General features: G+C 71.7%; 11 protein-coding genes. 7 read left to right on the plus strand and 4 right to left on the minus strand.

Annotated elements, in window-relative coordinates; genetic code table 11:
- Positions 1-1,140 carry a serine hydrolase domain-containing protein gene (locus ACIP79_RS41265; protein WP_401232932.1) on the minus strand — a complete coding sequence of 380 codons (1,140 nt, stop codon included), beginning with the start codon at positions 1,138-1,140 and terminating at the stop codon, positions 1-3.
- Between the two features lie 149 nt (positions 1,141-1,289).
- Here ACIP79_RS41265 and ACIP79_RS41270 point away from each other — a divergent pair, with 149 nt between their 5' ends.
- The 5 genes from ACIP79_RS41270 to ACIP79_RS41290 all read left to right on the plus strand — a co-directional run bounded on the left by ACIP79_RS41270 (position 1,290) and on the right by ACIP79_RS41290 (position 13,151).
- Positions 1,290-3,518, plus strand: coding sequence for a protein kinase (locus ACIP79_RS41270; RefSeq protein WP_401232841.1), 2,229 nt, complete (start codon positions 1,290-1,292; stop codon positions 3,516-3,518).
- Between the two features lie 170 nt (positions 3,519-3,688).
- Positions 3,689-7,207 carry a protein kinase gene (locus ACIP79_RS41275; RefSeq protein ID WP_401232934.1) on the plus strand — a complete coding sequence of 1,173 codons (3,519 nt, stop codon included), beginning with the start codon at positions 3,689-3,691 and terminating at the stop codon, positions 7,205-7,207.
- A gap of 129 nt (positions 7,208-7,336) precedes the next feature.
- Positions 7,337-9,370 carry a protein kinase gene (locus ACIP79_RS41280; protein ID WP_401232937.1) on the plus strand — a complete coding sequence of 678 codons (2,034 nt, stop codon included), beginning with the start codon at positions 7,337-7,339 and terminating at the stop codon, positions 9,368-9,370.
- 176 nt (positions 9,371-9,546) lie between these two features.
- Entirely contained in the window at positions 9,547-11,271 is a 1,725-nt protein-coding gene (locus tag ACIP79_RS41285; RefSeq protein WP_401232844.1) for a serine/threonine-protein kinase, read from the plus strand.
- A 92-nt stretch (positions 11,272-11,363) separates the two neighbouring features.
- Complete coding sequence (locus tag ACIP79_RS41290; RefSeq protein ID WP_401232847.1) at positions 11,364-13,151, plus strand: protein kinase; 1,788 nt, start codon at positions 11,364-11,366, stop codon at positions 13,149-13,151.
- Between the two features lie 61 nt (positions 13,152-13,212).
- Here ACIP79_RS41290 and ACIP79_RS41295 read toward each other — a convergent pair whose 3' ends face one another.
- Positions 13,213-14,055, minus strand: a complete 843-nt coding sequence (locus tag ACIP79_RS41295) for a hypothetical protein (RefSeq protein ID WP_401232849.1) — start codon at positions 14,053-14,055, stop codon at positions 13,213-13,215.
- A 321-nt stretch (positions 14,056-14,376) separates the two neighbouring features.
- On the opposite strand from ACIP79_RS41295, the gene ACIP79_RS41300 reads away from it, so the two are divergent.
- Positions 14,377-16,134, plus strand: a complete 1,758-nt coding sequence (locus ACIP79_RS41300; protein WP_401232852.1) for a succinic semialdehyde dehydrogenase — start codon at positions 14,377-14,379, stop codon at positions 16,132-16,134.
- 167 nt (positions 16,135-16,301) lie between these two features.
- Positions 16,302-18,068: a GMC family oxidoreductase N-terminal domain-containing protein gene (locus ACIP79_RS41305; RefSeq protein WP_401232940.1), complete on the plus strand. Its 1,767-nt coding sequence runs from the start codon at positions 16,302-16,304 to the stop codon at positions 18,066-18,068.
- A gap of 109 nt (positions 18,069-18,177) precedes the next feature.
- On the opposite strand, the gene ACIP79_RS41310 is transcribed toward ACIP79_RS41305, so the two are convergent.
- Together ACIP79_RS41310 and ACIP79_RS41315 are read right to left on the minus strand one after the other, a co-directional pair.
- Entirely contained in the window at positions 18,178-19,215 is a 1,038-nt protein-coding gene (locus ACIP79_RS41310; RefSeq protein WP_401232855.1) for a hypothetical protein, read from the minus strand.
- Positions 19,216-19,917: 702 nt separating this feature from the next.
- On the minus strand, positions 19,918-20,211 hold the full coding sequence (locus ACIP79_RS41315; protein WP_383684663.1) for a chorismate mutase: 294 nt from the start codon (positions 20,209-20,211) through the stop codon (positions 19,918-19,920).
- Positions 20,212-20,542: the final 331 nt, after the last annotated feature.

The raw sequence follows: 20,542 nt of genomic DNA on the forward strand, positions 1-20,542 counted from the left end.
CTACTCGGTGCGGGGGCAGAACTCGGCGGCGAGCAGGGCCGGTTCGAGGTCAGGGTCTGCGATCCCGTCCGTGTTCACCCGGAAGGTGAGGACACGACGACCGTCGACGGTGGCCGCGGTGCGCACGTAGCTGCTCGAGATGCGTCCGTTGTGCCCCCACACCGTGGTGCCGCACGGCAGCTTCACGGGGTAGAGCCCCATGCCGTACGAGCCGTGTGCGGCGCGGGTGTCGAGCATCTCCCGCAGTTGGCCGGGCGGGAGCAGCTCACCCGCGAGGAGGGCCGCGTAGAAGCGGTCCAGGTCGGTGAGCGTGGTCACCAGCTCGCCCGCCGCGCCGGCCACGCGGGGGTCGAGTTCGGTGACGTCGGAGCCGTCGGCGGCATAGCCACGGCCGTGCGGTGAGGGGAGAGTGGTGCGGGCACCGGGGAATGAGGTGCCGGTCAGGCGGAGAGGGACGAGGATGCGGCGCTCGGCCTCGGTGGCGTACGAGTTGCCGGTGACCCGCTCGACGATCATGCCGAGCAGGACGTAGTTGGTGTTGGAGTAGGCGTACTGGCCGGGAGCGGCGGACGGGGGGTGGGCCAACGCGATGCGTACGGCCTGGAGCGGGGTGACGGGGACGGCGCCCAAGGTGTCGGCGGTGTAGTCGTACAGGCCGCTGGTGTGGGTGAGCAGGGCACGCAGGGTGAGGCTGTCGCCGTAGCCCGCGCCGCTCAGCAGGCCCGGGAGGTGCGCGTCCACGGTGTCCGACAGGGACAGCCGGTGTTCGGCGGACAGTTGGAGGATCACGGTCGCGATGAAGGTCTTGGTGATGCTGCCCGCGCGGAAGTGGTCGGAGCGGCTGATTCCCTGACCGGCGTCGGCGAAGCGTGAGCCGGAGTCGTCCTTGGTCAGCAGGGCCGCCGCGGGAGCCTTTCCCTGGGCGACCAGGAGGGCGAGGGCGGCATCAGTGGCCGCGTCGACGGGGTTTGACCCCGTCGGTGCGGGGGACGCGAAGGCTCGGGACTCCGTCGAGTACCCGGATGCGAGCGTGTGCGAGCCGGTTGGGGCCAAGGCGAGCAAGCCGGTCGGGGCCAGGCCGAGGAGCGCCAGAGAGGCGGGTATGGCCAGGAGTGTCCGAGGTGTCCGGCAGGGCGGCATCGGCGGTCCTTCCTTGTCGAGGGTCATCATGCGGGACAGCGCGGCGCTGGACGTCGGGCGGTCCCCTCTTGAGGGGCCCCACGGCGTCGGCCACTTGTCGGGTGAGGGACAATGAAGGCTCTGTCAGGGCGGGTTGTTTGAGGGGACGCATGTCGGAGGCGGAGCGGGCGGGAGCATCCCGTCAGGACAAGAGCGAACGTCTCCTCGCCGGGCGATACCGGTTGGGGGATGTTCTCGGCCGCGGTGGCATGGGCACGGTGTGGCGGGCCGAGGACGAGACCCTGGGCCGCACGGTCGCCGTCAAGGAGCTGCGGTTCCCGACGAGCATCGACGAGGACGAGAAACGGCGGCTGATCACGCGCACGCTGCGTGAGGCGAAGGCGATCGCGCGGATCCGGAACAACAGCGCGGTGACGGTCTTCGACGTGGTCGACGAGGACAACCGGCCCTGGATCGTGATGGAACTCGTCGAGGGCAAGTCGCTCGCCGAGGTCATCCGCGAGGACGGTGTGCTCACGCCGAAGCGGGCGGCCGAGGTCGGTCTGGCGATACTCGACGTGCTGCGTTCGGCGCACCGTGAGGGCATCCTGCACCGGGACGTGAAGCCGTCGAACGTACTGATCTCCGACGACGGCCGGGTCGTGCTGACCGACTTCGGGATCGCGCAGGTCGAGGGCGACCCGTCGGTCACGTCGACGGGCATGCTGGTCGGCGCGCCCTCGTACATCTCGCCGGAGCGGGCACGCGGTCACAAGCCGGGGCCTGCCGCCGACCTGTGGTCGCTGGGCGGTCTGTTGTACGCGGCGGTGGAGGGTGTGCCGCCGTACGACAAGGGTTCCGCGATCGCGACGCTCACCGCGGTGATGACCGAGCCGGTGGAGCAGCCGAAGAACGCGGGCCCGCTGGAGAACGTGATCTACGGTCTGCTCGCCAAGGACCCCGACCAGCGGCTCGACGTCGCGGGCGCGCGGGCGATGCTCACCAAGGTGCTGCACGCCCCCGAGGCCAAGGCGGTGGTGCCGGAGCAGACGGACGCCACGAAGGTGGTGGAGATGCCGCCGCTGCCGGACGAGGGTCCGGCCAGGGGGAGTTCGGGTTCGAGCGGCTCGGGCGGAGCCGGGGCCAAGCGGGCCGAGGAGCCCGGGGAGCGGTTGCGCGGGGCGATGCGTTCCATGCGTAAGGCCGCCTCCGTGGCCGGGGCGGCCGGTGCGGCGGCTACGGCGCGGGCCAAGTCCGGGACGGGGACCGGAACTGGAGCCGGGGCTGGGAGCGGTGCCGGGGGTGAAGGGACGGCCGGGGGCACTGGTTCGGGGACGGACGCGGGGCCCGGGACGGGTGCGGGTGCGGGTGCGAGGACAGGTTCGGGTGCGCGTGTGGCGCCTGCGGCTGCCACTTCTGCTTCCTCTTCTGCTTCCCCTTCTGTTTCCTCGTCCGCTTCGCCGGCCGGGGCGGGGAAGGGCGCTGCGGCTGCGGTCACTTCTGTCTCTCCGTCCGTGTCGGGGGACACTTCCGGCGGGTCTGCCTCCGGGGCGGCCGGTAAGGCCTCCGGGTGGCCCGTGGCTCCGGAGCGGCCCGAGCGCCCGACGCGGCAGGTGCCTCGGGCGCCGTTGACGGATGTGGTGCCGCGGCGGACCCTGGTGATCATCGCGGTGGTTCTGGCGCTGGCAGTGATCGCGACCGTGCTGGCCCTGACCCTCGGTGGCGACGACAGCTCGGACGGCGCCAAGAGCGGTGACGACAAGTCCTCGTCCGGCGGGGCGACCGCCGGAAGCGGCGACGAGAAGAGCAGCGACACCAGCACGGACAGCGGTAAGGGGAAGGACGACTCGGCCACGGGTTCGTCCGGGGAGGCGAGTTCGGAGAGCACGCCGACCTCCAGCGCCGAGGCGGGTGCGTCGAGCGGATCGGACAGCGACGACGAGGACTCCGACTCCGACTCGGGTTCCGCCGGCGGTACGACGTACAACGGCGCCCAGGGCTTCTCGATAGTGCTGCCGGACGGGTGGAAGTACGCGTCCACGGACGCCGCCGGTGTCCGGGCAACCGGCCCCAACGGGCAGAAACTCCTGATCGCCTGGACCACCACGCCCAAGGACGACCCGGTGGCGGACTGGGAGAACCAGGAGCGGAGTATGACGCGCTCGCAGTACCAGCGGGTGCGAATAGCCTCGGTGGACTACCGCGGCTGGAACACGGCCGACTGGGAGTTCACCTACGAGGACGGCGGCACGAAGTACCGCTCGATCGACCGCGGGTTCGTCGTCAACCCGCAACAGGGCTACGCCTTGATGTACACGGCGAAGGCGGCCGACTGGAACACCGATCTGCGCAAGGACACGTGGAAGAGACTGACCGAGACGTTCCAGCCGAAGTCGTGACGTACCGCTCGCCGAGGTGACGTTCCGCCATACGTGGGCACCCTGAGATATCGCATCCCTACTTTGCGAGTTGCCTCCGGCACGTATCGTGAGTGGTTGCGGACCGTACGAAGCCATAACGGGGCGCAAGGCGAACGGAATTGACCAACCGGGCGGCCGGGGGAGGCATTGTGGAGGAGTACGCGGGACGAGTTCTCGCCGACCGCTACCGCTTGCCGCTGCCGCCGTCCGACGAGTACGAACTCGCCGAGACCCGGGCGTTCGACACCTACAGCGGACAGGAAGTCCTGGTCCGGCAGGTGCCGTTGCCGGAGATCGTCGAGGCCGAGGTGCTCGACGCGGACGGCTTGCCCGAGGGGTACGTGGCACGGGACGGCGGGGTGCGCCGGGCGTCCGCGCGGACCACGCGGCGGCCCGCCGAACCGGCCGTGCGGCGCGCGATCGAGGCCGCGCAGGCCGCCGCCCAGATCCCCGACCATCCGCGGCTGGACCAGGTTTTCGACGTGTTCGCCGAGGGCGGGTCGCTGTGGGTGGTCAGTGAGGTGGTGGCGGCGAGGCCGTTGGCCGCGTTGCTCGCCGACAAGCCGCTGAGTCCCTATCGGGCGGCCGAGGTCGCCGCCGATGTCCTCACCGCGCTCCGGGTGCTGCACGCGCACGGCTGGGTGCACCGGAACATCACCGCGCGCACGGTGCTCGTCTGCGACGACGGCCGCGTGATGCTGACCGGCCTGGCGGCCGGGGCCGCGGAAGAAGCGCTGTGCGGGTACGACCCGGTGCCGGTGCCCGACTTCGAAGGTGACGCGGGGCACGGCACGGGAGCCGGTGGGCCCGGCAGGCCTGGTGGACCGGGTGCCGGGGGTGCGCGTTCCGGCGGCGCCGGTGGGCCGTCCGCGGCGCAGGGTGTCGGGGCCGGTGGCGTGGTCGGCGTCGCGACGGGCGGCGACGCCGACGCCGCGCGGCGGGCGGCGATCGAGGCTCGGGCGGAGCGTGGCGGGCCCCTCGGGGAGGGGCCGCCCGGTGGCCGGGGGAACACGGGTCCGCGTGCTCTTGAGGCGCGGGCGCCCGGGGGTTCCGGCGGGGCGCCGGGCACGCCGGGCGCGGGCGGAGACATTCGTGCGGCGCGTGCCGGGGCCATCGCCGCGTACCGTGCCGGGGCGCGTGCCGCTGCCCGGGTGCACGAGGAGCAGCGGGGCGGTCCGGCCGCGCTGCCCGCACCCCGGCCCGCATCGCCCGGCGCCGCATCGCCCGGCGCCGCATCGCCCGGCGCCGCATCGCCCGGCGACGCGTCGACGGCCCAGGGCCATGCCCAGCTCCAACCTCCGCCCACATCTCAGACTCAAGCGCAGATCCAGGCCCAGACCCAGGCTCCGATCCAGTCCTTCGGCCAGGCTCAGATCCAGGCCCAGACCCAAGCCCAGCCGCAGGCTCTGGGGCCCGGCGCGGCGCCGCTGACCGGACACGAGGTCACCGGCTACGGCGGTTTCCCGCAGACCCAGGGCCACGGCGGCCCGGCACAGACCCCGGGGCTCGGCGGTCCGGCACAGACCCAGGGCCACGGGGCCGTGCAGGTTCCGGCTCAGGGGCTCGGGCACGGGCAGGGGTCAGCTCAGCAGCTTGGCCCCGGTCATGGACCCGGGCAGGGGTTCGGGCCTGTGCAGGGTCCCGCGCAAGGTCCGGGGCCGGGTCAGGGTCCGGGGGTTGGCCACGGGCAAGGGCAGGGTCACGGGCATGGGCTTGGTCCCGCGCAGGGCTCCGCTCAAGGGCTTGGCCCGGCTCAAGGGCTTGGCCCGGGGCAAGGCGCGGCTCAGGGGCTGGGGCCCGCGCAGGGTTCGGGTTCGGCGCAGGGCGCCGGTCATCGCCAGGCTCAGGTTCCGGCGCCGTACCAGGTCCCCGGGCACGGGGTGGAGCACCGTTCCAACCCGGCGCCCCCCGGCCAGATCGCCGACCCGTACGGAGTGGGCCGCACCAACGCCTGGCACGGCGCTCAGCCGCGCACCGGTGCCCCGCCGACGACCGGAGGCGGACCCGGAGCCGGTGCCGGACCCGGAGCCGGTGCCGGGCCCGGAACCGGTGCCGGTAGTGGCAGCGAAGGGCGCGTCGCGCTCCCGGGCGCCACACCCCCGGGCGCCACACCCCTGGGCGCAGCACTCCCGGGAGTGGCCAACCGCGGGATCGCTCCGGGGAGTGGTACGTCGGCAGGCACGTACCCGGGGAGTGGCACCCCGGCGGGCACGCACTCGGGGAGCGGCGCCGCGGGTGCGCTTCCCATCGGCAGTGGCCCCGGCAGCGCACTCCCGGCGACGGGTGGCGCCGACCCCGGCCCCGGCGGGCACCCCGCGGTCGCCGTACCCGCGGGCAACACACAGGCGCAGGGCACCCGTTGGGATCAGGTCGCGGCCGGTGCGCCGCCGCGCCGGGGACCCGCCACCGCGCTCGCCGCGGAGCGGGCCCGGCAGGCGCGGATGGCCGTGGTCGGTCCGGTGACCGAGCGGTGGGCGCCCGAGCAGGCCGGACCGGTGCACGAGAACTGGCAGTTGGCGGCGCCGATCGGTCCCGCGACCGACCTGTGGGCGCTCGGAGCGCTGCTCTTCCGGGCCGTACAGGGCCACGCGCCCTACCCGGAGGAGAACACCGCCGAGCTGGTCCAGCTGGTGTGCGCCGAGCCGCCCGCGTTCGCGGAGGAGTGCGGACCGCTCAGGCCCGTCGTGGAGTCGCTGCTCCGCCAGGACCCCACCGAGCGGCTCGACTTCGAGGAACTGCGTGGCTGGCTGCGTTCCTTGGTGCGCTCGGCGCCGGAGGCAGAGGCGGGCGCCCACGTCGTCGCCGTGCCCCCGGTCAACCCCAGCCGGCTGCCGATCGTACGGCGGCGGGGCGAGCTCGTCCGCAGGCGCCGTGCCGGGCTCCCGGCGACCAACCCGCACGCCCGCCACAAGCGTGCCAAGCAGAACAAGCAGGCCAAGCCCCGCAGGCTCGGGCGGAACCTGGTCCTGCTGGTGCTGCTCCTGCTGGCCGCGGGGATCACGTACGCCATGGTGTTCATGCCGAAGGCGGAGCCGGAGAGCGGCACGGACGGGGAGCGGACCGGTTCCGCCGGAGATGTCAGCCCCGCTCCCGACACCGGCGCGGGCGGGAGCGCGAGCAGCGAGCCGCGCCCCGACCAGACCTCGCCGGGCGGGGACAAGAGCCCGTCGGCGTCGGCGAGTTCGACCAGTCCGGCGCCCAACGACCCCGATGTCGCCCAGGGTTTCACGGTGCGTGACGACGCCGAGGGCTTCCAGGTGGCCGTGGCCAACGGCTGGGACCGCTCGGGGAAGAACGGCAGCGGTCAAGTGGTCTACTCGCACGCGGACTTCGAGCTCATCCTCGTACCGGGCCGGGACAGCACGAGTACGTACGGCAGTGATCCGATGACGTACCAGCGGGAGCGAGAGGCCGAGTTGCAGCCGTTCCGCGACTCGACCTGGGCCACGTCCAGCGGTATGCGGCGGATCGACGTGGGCGGACGGGTCATGGCCGAGGGGCAGTTCACCTGGACCGACGGGGAGGGGCACGAGCTCTTCGTGCGCAACCTCGCGATCATCATCGACGGGCGCTACCACGTGGTGCAGGTGCGTGGCCCGGAGGCCGAACGGGACGAGGTGACGCGGCTGTACGAGCAGGCATCCGGGACGTACCAGGTCACGGGGTGACACTGTCGGCCCTGTGCGAAAGGGATAACCGTCACAGTGCGGTTTCCGTACGGCCGAGGCGGTTCCCTGTACGGGGGGCCGCTCTTTAGTCTGGCCCTGTCAAGACCATTGCGGGGAAACGTGAATCAGATGCAGGGCCTGCTCCTCGCGGGCCGCTACCGGCTTGTCGAATCCATCGGCAGCGGTGGGATGGGCCGGGTGTGGCGCGCACACGACGAGGTGTTGCACCGTGCGGTCGCGATCAAGGAGTTGACCGCCGCGCTGTATGTGGCCGAGAGCGAGCTGGCCACGCTGCTCGCGCGGACGCATGCCGAGGCGCGGGCGGCCGCGCGGATCAACCATTCGGCCGTCGTGACCGTTCATGACGTCCTGGAGTACGACTACCGGCCGTGGATCGTCATGGAGTTGGTCGACGGCAACTCGCTCGCCGACGAGATCAGGGACCGCGGCCGCGTGGAACCGGCCGAGGCGGCGCGGATCGGGCTGTGGGTGCTGCGTGGACTGCGCGCCGCGCATACCGCCGGGGTGCTGCACCGTGACGTGAAGCCCGGGAACGTCCTCATATCCAACGACCGGCGCGTGCTGCTCACCGACTTCGGGATCGCGCAGGTCGAGGGCGCGACGACCATCACGCGCACCGGCGAGATCGTCGGCTCGGTCGACTACCTGGCCCCCGAGCGGGTGCGCGGCCACGAACCCGGTCCGGCCTCCGACCTGTGGGCGCTGGGCGCCACGCTCTACACGGCGGTTGAGGGCAAGTCGCCGTTCCGCCGCACCACGCCGCTGACCACCATGCAGGCGGTCGTGCGGGAGGAGCCCGAACCGTCCCGGTACGCCGGGGCGCTCGGGCCCGTGATCACCGCCCTGCTGCACAAGGATCCCGCCGTACGGCCTTCCGCGACGGAGGCCGAGCAGATGCTCGCCGAGGCCGCGGAGGGACGACGGCCGAGTGCCGCGCAGGCGTACGTGCCGACGCAGCACGTCGACAGCGGGGCGGCGGATCTTTCCTCGCGCAACGACCTCGGCGATCCCGGGAGTTTCGGGGACCTCGACGGCGGCGGGGGTCCGGTTCGGGGCGGGGGCCCCGGGGTTCCTGGCGGGGACCGGTCCCAGGGCGCCGGTGTCGGTGCCGCTGCCGCTGCCGGGGGAGCCTACGACGGTGACGGGGCGTCCTCGGGGGCCACGCCCCATGGCCAGGCTCAGGCGGCACACGCCTCGGCGGGCCACGCTCCAACGGCGCACGCGCCGACGGCTCATGTGCAGGCGGATCACCCGTCATCCGGCTACCAGTCATCCGGTCACCCTTCGGCCGGTCATCCGTCGGCCGGGCACACGCCGGCCGGCCATACACCGGCGGGCCACGATTCGGGCCCGTACGCCTCGGTGTCCCACGGCACGACCGGGTCCCCGTACGCGGTCCATCCGCAGTCCACACCCACACCCACACCCACACCCACACCCACGCCCGTGCCCGGGTCGGCCGGTTCCGGGAAGCGGGGCCGGGGGCGCACCATCGCCCTCGTCGTCGTGCTGGCCGCGCTGGTCGGCGGGGGCGGTGCCGTGGCTCTGAAGTACGCGGACGGCTGGGGCGGGGGATCGGGCGCCGTCACCAGTTCCGAGGAGCCGCTCGATACGGGGCAGTCGGACGCATCCGACAGTCCGCAGGCGAGCGCCGATCCCAGTAGTGGGTCCTCGGCCGGTGCCGTGCCGGACAACTGGGTGCGGGTCGAGGACGTCGAGGGCTTCAGCCTTGCCGTTCCCAAGGGCTGGAAGCGGGAGGCCAACGGCAGTCAGGTCGACTACACGCCCGACGGCGGCGATCACTTCGTACGCATCGCCGTGGACGACTCACCGGACTTCGACAACCCCTACATGCACCAGCTCGACCTGGAGCAGCAGTTGACGAAGCTTGTCGACTACCGCCGGGTGAGTCTGGAGGCCAACACCTTCCGCGACTGCGACGGCGCGCTGTGGGACTTCACGTGGACCGCGCTGGCGCAGCAGACGGAGTTCCCGGGGCCGCGCCGCGCCATCGAGCAGACGTATCTCGCGCGGGACGGCATCGAGTACGTGATCTACATGTCCGCTCCCGCGGAGGACTGGGACACCGCGCGTCAGCAGTTCGACGCGATGCTGAGGAGTTGGCGTCCCGCGGCCGGTTAGCGGCGGCCCGCCGCGGTCGGCGGCTCGGCCCCCGGAGGGCCATGCGGGTTGCCGCTCGGGCTGTGCCGCCGGGCTGTCGCGCGGAGCCGGTGGGTTCCGGACGGGTACGGCCGGATAACAGCCCTGGCAGGCCGGTGTCCCGGAGGGTCGGGCTCCGTTGCGGCATGATGGGACGCATGGGGACCGAGGGGGACAACGCCCGGGTGATCGCCGGCCGGTACCGGCTGGAGGCCAGGATCGGTCGGGGCGGCATGGGCGTCGTGTGGCGTGCGAACGACCAACTGCTCGGCCGCCGGGTCGCGGTCAAGGAGATCGCCCTCGACACCACGCTCTCCGCCGACGAGGCACGGCAGCAGCGCGACCGCACCCTGCACGAGGCCCGCGCCGTCGCGCAGTTGAGGCACCCGCACATCATCGTCGTGCACGACGTGGTGGAGGACGACGAACGCCCGTACATCGTCATGGAGTTGATCGAGGGCGGCTCGCTCGCGGAGCGGATCTCCGAACAGGGGCCCGTCGACGCGCGGGAGGCCGCCCGAATCGGCATCGGCCTGCTCGGCGCGCTGCGCCGCGCGCACGGCGCCGGTGTCCTGCACCGGGACCTCAAACCCGCGAACGTGCTGCTCGCCGACGACGGCCGGGTCGTCCTCACCGACTTCGGTATCGCCCAGGTCGCGGGCGCGACGACGCTCACCGAGACCGGGGCGTTCGTCGGTTCGCCGGAGTACACCGCGCCCGAGCGGATGGCCGGGATGAGCACCGGTCCGGAGTCCGACCTGTGGTCGCTGGGCGTGCTGTTATGCACCGTGCTGAGTGGCGAATCGCCTTTCCACCGTGACTCGTTGGGCGGCATCCTGCACGCGGTCGTGGTCGGCGAGATCCGGCCGCCGGCCCAGGCCAGGCCGCTGCTTCCCGTCGTACGGGGGCTGCTGGAGCGCGATCCCGAACACCGGCTGGACGCGGCGGAGGCCGAGCGGATGCTGAGCGCGTTCCTCGACACGGGCCGTACGCCGCGGCTCCCGGCCGGGTACACGCCCACACAGCGCGACGTGCCGGTGCTGAAGTCCGGCCCCGCCCCGTCGGATTCGCCGTCGGACGCGCCGTGGGCGTCGCCTCCCGGCCCGCCGCGCTCCACCCGGAGCATCCTCGTCGCCGCGGCGCTTGTCGCGGCCATGGCCGGGGCGGGGGTGTCTGCGGCGGCGCTGCTGATGAACGACGGCCGGGGCGGAGGCGGCGGCACTCCGGTTCCTTCCAGTACGGCGAGTACTTCCAGTACGGCGAGTGCGTCGAACACGGCGAACACGGCGAACACGGCAAGCACCGCGGACACGGGCGGCCCGGCAGGGACGGGGAGTTCGGCCGGGACGGGAAGTTCGGCCGGCACGTCGGGGGCCGGTACGTCGGGGGCGTCGGCGAGCGCGTCGCCCTCCGGTTCGTCCGTGAACCCCGTCGTCCGCAAGGTGCCCGCGGGGTACCGCGTCGCCCCGGATCCGAACGGGTTCTCGCTCGCCGTGCCCGACGACTTCACCCGGGAGCCCCAGGGGGAGCGGGTCTTCTACATGTCGCCGGGGCAGACCTTCCGCCTCGGCATCAAGGTGGCCGGAACCGAACCGGGCGGCCCGCTCGCGGTGATGAGCCGCGCGGACGCCAAGGGGCCGGGCACGAACCCGGGTTACCGGGATGCCGTAGTCGCCCCCGCCACGCACGGCGGACGGCCCGCCGCCTTCTGGGAGTTCACCTGGAACGGCTTCACGGGGACGGAGGGCGCGCGGCACACGTACGACCTGTGCTGGGAGGAGGGCGGCCGGATGTACGACGTGTGGGTGTCGGCGCCGGTCGGCAGGGCGACGGAGGCGAAGGAGTACCTCGACGTGGCGGTGGACACGTTCGTAGTGTCATAAAGGGGAGATAAAGGATGCCTCGCGTCACGGGTCTGTGACTGGAAAGCGACGGGGCTGGATGCCGAAGCGCTTGTCGCGATATGGATGGACTCATGAGCGATAACGGGGGAGTCCCTTACGGGGCCGATGAGCCAACGAGTTTCGGTCTGCAACCGCCGCGCCCGGGTGTGCCGTACCCGGGCAACCCGTACGCCACGCCGACCCAGATCGTCCCGGAACAGCAGACTCGGCCACTGGACCAGACGCGCCAGGCGCACCCCGCGGAGCAGGCGCACCCCGGGTCGCACGCCGAGGGGCAGGCGCACGGCGCGGGGCAGGCACACCCCGCGGGACAGGCACACCCCGCAGGGCAGGCCCACCAGTCTGAGCCGCCGCCGAAGCCGGACCCGGGTGTGGGGCGGCTCATCGCGGGCCGTTATCGCCTCCTCGCCAAGCTCGGTCACGGCGGCATGGGGACGGTGTGGCGGGCCAAGGACGAGACGGTGGACCGCGAGGTCGCCGTCAAGGAGCCCCGGGTTCCCGACCATCTTCCCGAGCGCGAACGCGCCAACGTGTTCGAACGGATGCGCCGGGAGGCTCGCGCGGCGGCGCGGCTCGACCACCCCTCGGTGGTGAGCGTCCACGACGTTGCCGTGGTGGACGGACAGCCGTGGATCGTCATGGAGTTGGTGCGGGGGCGTTCGCTGGGCGACGCCCTCCAGGAGGGCACGCTCGGTGCCCGCGAGGCGGCGCGGGTCGGCCTCGAAGTGCTCGGCGCCCTGGAGGCCGCGCACGCGGCGGGCATCCTGCACCGGGACGTGAAGCCGGACAACGTCCTGCTCGGTCGCCACGGCCGCGTCGTCCTCACCGACTTCGGCATCGCCCAGATCGAGGGCGAGACCAGCCTCACGGACACCGGCGGCTTCGTCGGCTCGCCCGAATACATCGCTCCGGAGCGGGTGTTGGGGCAGCGCCCCGGCCCGGCGAGCGACCTCTGGTCCCTCGGCGTCGTCCTGTACGCGGCTACCGAAGGCGTCTCGCCCTTCCGCCGCAGCAACACCCCGGCGACCCTCCAGTCCGTCCTCAACTCCACACCCGCCGCGCCCGCTTCGGCGAGCGGCCCGCTGGCCGAGACGATCAACGGCCTGCTCGACAAGGAGCCCTCGCGCCGTCCCGACGCGGCGCGGGTCCGCCATCTCCTGGAGGAGGCCGTCCGTCCGCCGGCTCCGGCGCCGACCCAGGTCGTACACCTCGCCCCGCCTGCGGAGGCCAAGGGCATCCGGATCGGCCGCAAGACCCTGATCGGACTGGGCGCGGTGGTCGTCGCCGCCGCGTTGGCCGCGTACCTGGTGGTCGCGGACCCCTTCGCGAGCTCGTTCCCGGACGGTTGGAAGAAGCAGGAACAGAAGGCGCTGGGCGTGACGTTGGCGGTGCCGGCCGGCTACAAGAAGGGCGCGCCCGCCGCCGACGACACGGACAAGAACTGGGTGACGTACTCCGACCTGAGCGGCAGCATCTGGATCGGGCTGAACCTCGCGAAGAAGTCCGAGGACACCAGCGGTCAGATCAGCGGGTCCGCGGCGGCCGAGATGTACGACGACGACACCGACTTCAGGGAGAGCGGCTCGTACGAGCTCAGCATGCCCGAGAACCCGAAGGAGACGACCCCGAGGGAGACCACGTACCGGGGTAAGAAGTCCGCGGAGAACACGGTGGTCTATACCACCACCGACAGCCAGAACCCCCGCCCCCGTGAGGTGCAGATCTTCTACTACAAGGTCTCCAAGGGCGGGGACATGTACAAGCTCACGATCAGCTATCCCGGCAAGGGCGACTTCACGGCACGCGGCCGGGAGGTCGCCAGGACGGCGATCGCGAACCTGGACATCAACACGCTGTGAGGCGGGCGGGATCCCCTAGGGCGGGATCCCGAAGGGCGAAAGGCGGGCCAGGTCCGGCGGCTCAGCTGAGCTTGGCCGCCTGGGTCTTCACGATCTCGGCCGGGATCTCGTAGTCGGTGCTGCCTGCCCCCGGCTCGCCGGAGAAGGCGGCCAGGCTTATCGAGTAGTACGTGGCGACGGTGCTGCCGTGCCGTACGACCTCGCCCTTCACCACGGCCTCGGTGCCCTCGGCGTCGACGGTCACCGCGAACGCGACCGACTCGTCGCCGGTTCCGGAGCTCTTGCCGGGGGCGACCTTGGTGAACTTCTGCGTCTCGGCGCCCGCCGTGGCGGTGAACCCGCCCGCGCAGCCCTCGACCGCGTCGGAGACGGAGGCAAGGGTCTCCTGGGCGCCCTCACCCTCGTAGGACGAGAGCGAGACGATCGTCATCGTGCTGCCGAGGGCGTCGGTGAGCGCGTCGGACGCGTCCTGCAGATCCTCTTCGGTGAGGTCGTCCACGCTCTTGGAGGAGGACGCGCTGGGCTCGACCTCTGTGGGCGTGGGCAGCACCTGACGGTTGACGTACGCGGTCGAGTCGCCGGGCGCGAAGCCGGTGAGGACGTACGAGATCGGCGCGCACTTCTCGTCGACGACCTTGATCTCCTCCTTGGAGGAGGCGAACGCGTCGGACTCCGTCGCCGGCGTGACGTCGTACCCCTCGGCGTCACCCGAGGCGATGATCAGCTTGTCCAGCTCCGCTTCGCTCAGACTCTTCGCCGCGGCCGCCGTCTCCTTCGTGCCGCTGCCCTTGTCACCGTCCGCCGAGTCGGACCCGCCGTCGGAGCAACCGGTGGCGGCCAGCGCGAGCGAGAGCACGGACACGGCCGCCGCGACGCGGGTACGGGGCAGCGTGAATCTCTTCATTTCTGAGGTGTTCCTTAAAAGTGTTACGGATGTGTTTGAAGTGACGCTAGAGGTGAAAGCCGAACTGTGTGGCCTGAGTCAAGGAATCGTCAAGTGGCCCATGGTGGCCGGCCGTCGGCGGGGGTTGCGCGGGAAGGGCTCACGGCTTCCGTACGGCGATCGCCGGACGATGGCCGGTTTTGATCCGACTGTGATCGTCCCGCCCACAACCCGCTGATCAGCGCATTCGTTGCCATCGATCACTGGCGTCATGTGGGCGCTCGGTGAAAGCGCGTTACTCACGGGTACCCAAAGGGCTCGGGCAGGCATACCCTGCGGCTCATGACGGACTCGCAGGCCACGGAGCAGGCCACGGAAAAGACCGGCGCGGACGAGGCGATCGGCGCGGACGGGACGGTCGGCGCGGTCGAGACGGCCGGCGTGGACGAGGCGGCTGGGACGGTCGAGGCAGCCGGTGCGGTCGGGACGGTCGGGGCCGGTGGTGTCGCCAAGGTCGGGACCAACCCCCTCGCCCCCGCCCCCGCGGGCGCCCGCACCGCCGCCGACGTCGTCACGCCCGAGTTGGTCGCACAGCTCACCAAGGGTGTCGTCGGGTCCGGGCGGACCGCCAACCACACCCCGTTCACGGGGGAGAAGCTGGCCGACCTGCCGGAGTCCACCCCCGAGGACGTGGCGACCGCCTTCGAGCGGGCCCGCGCCGCCCAGGTCGCCTGGGGCGCCACCCCCGTACGGCAGCGCGCCGCCGTGCTGCTCCGCTTCCACGACCTCGTGCTCGCCCGCCAGGCCGAGGTCCTGGACCTCATCCAGCTGGAGACCGGCAAGGCCCGGCTGCACGCGCACGAGGAGGTCCAGGCCGTCGTCGTGGCCGCGCGGCACTACGGCCGCAAGGCCCCCTCCTACCTGCGGCCCAAGGGGCACACCGGCGCCGTCCCGACCCTCACCAAGGTCACCGAACTGCGCCACCCGCGCGGTGTCGTCGGCCAGATCGCACCCTGGAACTACCCCCTGGAGCTGTCGGTCGGTGACGCGATCCCCGCCTTCGTCGCGGGCAACGCCGTCGTCATGAAGCCCGACACCGAGACCTGCCTCACCGCCCTCTGGGCGCGCGACCTGCTCGTCGAGGCCGGGCTCCCCGCCGAGGTCTTCCAGGTCGTCATCGGCGAAGGACCCGTCGTCGGGCCCGAGATCGTCAGGCACGCCGACTACGTCTCCTTCACCGGCTCCACCAGGACCGGCCGCGAGGTCGCGCAGGGCGCCGCCGCCCGTCTCGTCGGAGTCTCGCTCGAACTCGGCGGCAAGAACGCCATGGTGGTCCTTGAGGACGCCGACATCGACAAGGCCGCCGCCGGCGCCGTGCGCGCCTGCTTCTCCTCCGCCGGTCAACTGTGCATCTCCATCGAGCGGTTGTACGTCCACGAGGACATCGCCGACGTGTTCGCCGAGCGGTTCACGGCACGCGTGAAGGCGATGCGGCTCGGTACGTCGCTCGCGTACGGCGCCGACATGGGCTCACTGGTCGGCGAACGCCAGCTCGAAACCGTGACCCGGCACGTGGACGAGGCCGTCGCCAAGGGAGCGAAGGTGCTGGCCGGCGGCGTCGCCCGTCCCGACATCGGGCCCTACTTCTACGAGCCCACCGTCCTCGACGGCGTCGAGGCACCCATGGCCGTCTGCGCCGAGGAGACCTTCGGACCCGTCGTCTCCCTCTACCGCTTCAGGACCGAGGACGAGGTCGTCGAGCTCGCCAACTCGACCTCGTACGGCCTCAACTCCTCCGTGTGGACCAAGGACGGCCGACGCGGTCGCGCGCTCGCGGCGCGGCTGCGCACCGGAACCGTCAACGTCAACGAGGGTTACGCGTCCGCCTACGGCAGCGTCCAGTCGCCCATGGGCGGCATGAAGGACTCCGGTCTCGGCCGCCGCCACGGCTCCGAGGGCATCCTCAAGTACACCGAGGCACAGACCGTCGCCCACCAGCGGTTGCTGCCGATGGCGCCCTCGATGGGAATGGACGACGAGAAGTACGCGGCGTTCATGAGCCGGAGCCTGCGGGTGATGAAGGCGCTGCGCCTGCGGTAGCCCCGCGCCCCGACCAACCAGTTCTCAAGGTTCCCAACGGCTCCCATAAATTCTCAAAGGTTCTCAAAGGTTCTCAACGAGGAGAGCGGCACGTGTCACAGGAGAGCTCTGCCCAAAAGCCCGCCCAGCAGCGGGAAGAGGCCGCGCCTGACGTCGGCGACGACTCCGTGTACGACTACGACGTCATCGTGGTCGGCTCCGGTTTCGGCGGCTCGGTCACGGCCCTGCGGCTCACCGAGAAGGGCTACCGGGTAGGCGTGCTGGAAGCGGGCCGCCGCTTCACCCGTGACTCGCTGCCCAAGAACTCCTGGGACCTGAAGAACTACCTGTGGGCGCCCCGGCTCGGCATGTACGGCATCCAGCGCATCCATCTCCTGGGCAACGTCATGGTGCTGGCCGGTGCCGGCGTCGGCGGCGGTTCCCTGAACTACGCCAACACCCTCTACGTACCGCCGAAGCCGTTCTTCGAGGACCCGCAGTGGAAGGACATCACGGACTGGGAGGAGGAGTTGAAGCCGTACTACGACCAGGCCCGGCGGATGCTGGGCGTGCGGCTCAACCCGACCATGACCCCGTCCGACGTCCATCTCAAGGCGGCCGCCCAGCGGATGGGCGTCGGTGACACCTTCCACATGGCGCCTGTCGGTGTCTTCTTCGGCGACGGGCTGGACGCGGAGGGGACGGCGAAGGCCAAGCCCGGCGGCGCGGTGGACGACCCTTACTTCGGTGGAGCCGGACCCGCCCGCAAGGCATGCCTGGAGTGCGGCGAGTGCATGACCGGCTGCCGACACGGCGCGAAGAACACCCTCAACGAGAACTACCTGCACCTCGCCGAGAAGGCGGGTGCCGTCGTCCACCCCATGACCACCGTCGTCTCCGTCACCGACGACTCGCAGGGCGGATACGCCGTCACCGCCCTGCCCACGGACGAGAGGCGCAAGGGCGAAGCGCGGACCTACAGGGCCCGCCGGGTCGTCCTCGCCGCCGGCACCTACGGCACGCAGACCCTGCTGCACCGGATGAAGTCGGGCGGCCAACTGCCGTACGTCTCCGCCAGGCTGGGTGAGCTGACCCGCACCAACTCCGAGGCGCTGGTGGGCGCGCAGACGCTCGACCGCCGGTACCGCAAGGCGCACGGCGCACCCAGGGCCGACTTCACCCAGGGCGTCGCGATCACCTCCTCGATCCACCCCGACGCGAACACCCACATCGAGCCCGTCCGTTACGGCAAGGGCTCCAACGCGATGGGCGGCATGTCCATCCTCCAGGTCCCGTACGCCGAGGGTTCCTCGCTGTTCCTGAAGTGGCTGGCCAACGCCGCGAAGCACCCCGTCCTCGTGCTCCGCTCGCTCTCCAACCGCCGCTGGTCCGAGCGGACCATCATCGGGCTGGTGATGCAGTCGGTGGACAACTCGCTGACCACGCACCTGAAGCCGAAGGGCGCGGGCAAGGGCCTGCTGACGGCACGTCAGGGCCACGGCGCCCCCAACCCCCGCCAGATCAAGGCGGCTTCGGAGGGCGCGACCGCGATCGCCGCCGAGATCAACGGCTTCGCCGGCAGCAACGTCGGCGAGCTGATGGGTACGCCGCTCACCGCGCACTTCCTCGGCGGCTGCCCGATCGGCGACTCCCCGGTCTCGGGGGTCATCGATCCCTACCACCGGCTGTACGGCCACCCCGGCATCTCCGTCGTCGACGGCGCCGCGGTCTCCGCGAACCTCGGCGTCAACCCGTCGCTCACCATCACCGCCCAGGCCGAGCGCGCGATGTCGTACTGGCCCAACAAGGGCGAGGCCGACCCGCGTCCGGCGCAGGGAGCGGCGTACGAGCGTCTCAAGCCGGTCGAGCCGCTGAGTCCCGCGGTCCCGGCGGACGCGTTCGGCGCGCTGCGGCTGCCGTTCCTGGGGATGCCGACGGTGCCGCCGAAGTCCTAGCGAAAAGCCGAAGTCCTAGCGAAAAGGGGAAGGACCTGCGCCCCCCTCCGAGCGCAGGTCCTTCGTTCAACTGTGGCTGTTGAGCCGGGCCGAGCCCGGCCGGGCCGCGTTACGCGGTCGCGTCACCCGAACTGCGGCGACGGGCCACGTACACCGCGCCCGCACCGGCGACCACGGCGGCACCGCCGGTGAGGCCGAGCAGCGGCAGCGCGGACGAGGAGCCGGTCTCGGCGAGCGAGCCGGAGGCGTCCACCGTCCTGGCGTCGCTGATCTCCTTCGCACCGCCGGTCTGCGGCCGGGCGTCCGGCGGGTCGCCGGCGTCGGAGCCCGCGGCGAGGATGTCGAAGGAGTAGATCCAGCCGTTCGGGTCGTCGGCGACCCAGCAGCCCTCGTCGTCCGAGTACTGGGCGAAACCGCCGGTCACACCTATGGAGTCGGGGACCTCGCCGCTGACGCTCAGGCGCAGTTCGTACGAGGTGGACCGGCCGGCGCCGAGCGAGAACGGGGTGAAGGTGCTGCCCTCGCCCGCCGCGCCCGCGACCTTCCGCCAGGTGCCGGAGTCCTTGTCGAGGACCTGCACGCTGATCCCGCCCGAGTAGTCCTGGCCTTCCCAGCCGATGGCCGCGACGCCGATCAGCGGGGCGATGTTGGTGATGGTGTCGTCGCCGTGGTTGGAGACGTCGAACGAGAACTCCGTCCAGCCGTCGCCCGCGACGATCGTGTCGGGCAGCCCCGACAGACCGCTGGTCAGTTCGTCGCTGATCTCGGTGAGGTCGTTGCCGTCCTCGTCGACGCAGAGGTCGGGTTCGTCGCCCTCTTCCGAGGTGCCCGGCGTGGGAGTCGGCGTGCCGGCCGGGGTGCTGTCGTCGGCCGCCGGGGTGGTGCTCTGGTCCGCGGCCGGGGTGGTCTCGCCGTCCGCCGGGGTGCTTAGGTCCGTGGCGGGAGTGGTGTCCTCGGCCGCCGGGGTGGTGTCGTCCGCGGCCGGTGTCGTGCCGTCGGCCGCCGGCGTGGTGTCCTCCGCCGCGGGGCTGCTCTCCGTCGTGGCCGACGGAGAGGCGTCCGCGAACGCGGCGGGCGCGGACAGCAGCGCCAGGGGGACCAGTGCCGCCGTTGCGGCCGCAACGGCCATGGCACGACGAAGCTTCATCGGGACCTCGGGAAATCCGACGCACCGCGCAAACGCGGTGCTCAAGCGGGGGCCCGCCGTGTGGGGGCGTGGACGCGGCCGTTGGTTCAGCAGGTGTGACACGGGAAACCTGCGAATGGTTGTGCCCGCCTTCACGGAATCTTTATATGGCGTGGGTCACAGGGGCGAGGTATGGAAGACGGCATGCGAAAGGCCCCGCGGGACGGAATCCGCAGGGCCTTTCGGGGTCAGCACCGACGTCAGGGCAGCGCCGGTGCCGGGGAGCGGCGCCGGGGGGTGCGCCGCTGGTCTGGTGACCGCCGAGTGACGCCCCGGCGCACTGTGGGGGCGCGCACGTGGTGTCGATCATCGGCGGTACTGAAGGAATTCAGTTGTCCGGCGGGGGACTTGGGCTGTTCTCGCATCGTGTTCCGCCGGTCGGCCCCGGGCGTCCCCGGAGCCGGCCGTTCATTCGGGTGACCGGGCTGCTGTCCCCTGCCGTCCGGTCACGCCCCTGGAGCGAGGTCCCACGACGTACGGCACGATCCGTACGTCTCATCGCCCCAGCCTGAGCCACGCGTGGTTCTTCGGGCCCGCCCCTGGCTGACACGGACACCGGGACCAACGAAGTCCGTGCGGAGGCGGTCACGCGCCGTACGGGTGAGAAGGCATGCGTACGTGCGTACGGCATCGGACGTAACTCGCAACGGCGTCGTACGGGACTCAGATACGCCCCCGGCACAGCTCCAGCAGCGTCATCGCCAGCGAGGTGCCCGGCTTGCCGAGCGCCTCCCGGTAGTGACCGAGGATCTCCATCTCGCGAGAGAGGTTCACCCGGCGGCCGCCGGATGAGAGACGGGCCTCCTGGATCACCGCTGAGACGGCCATCCGTTCCTGGACGAGACCGATGATCCGGTCGTCCAGGGCGTCGATGCGCTCCCGGGCGCCGGTGATCGTGCCGGCGGCCTCGTCGGTGCGGGCGCCGGTCCTGTCGAGTGTGTCGGCCGCGTCGGCCATGGTGGGGCTCCTCTGTGATGACGGGATGCCCCGGAGCGACAGGGTCCGGAAACGGCAGGCGCCCCGGGCCTTGTCGGCCCGGGGCGCCTGGTTAGTCGCTTGTCAGTTGCTCAAGCAGCACGACCATGGCAGCCGGTGGGCCGGTTGCCATAGGTAAAGACGAAGTTCGTCGGGTGCGTGAGCATGGCAGCAGTATGCAGGGGTGCGCCGTCCTGGCCAAGACGGCTCGGATGGTGAGACGGGCGGGGCGGCTGGGGCGGGCGAGCCGTCCCAGCCATTCCCCACCCGCACCCCCGGTAGACTCGTCCCCACACACCCTTTGCTCACCGCC

The sequence above is a fragment of the Streptomyces sp. NPDC088747 genome, assembly GCF_044751025.1.
Taxonomy (GTDB): Bacteria; Actinomycetota; Actinomycetes; order Streptomycetales; family Streptomycetaceae; genus Streptomyces.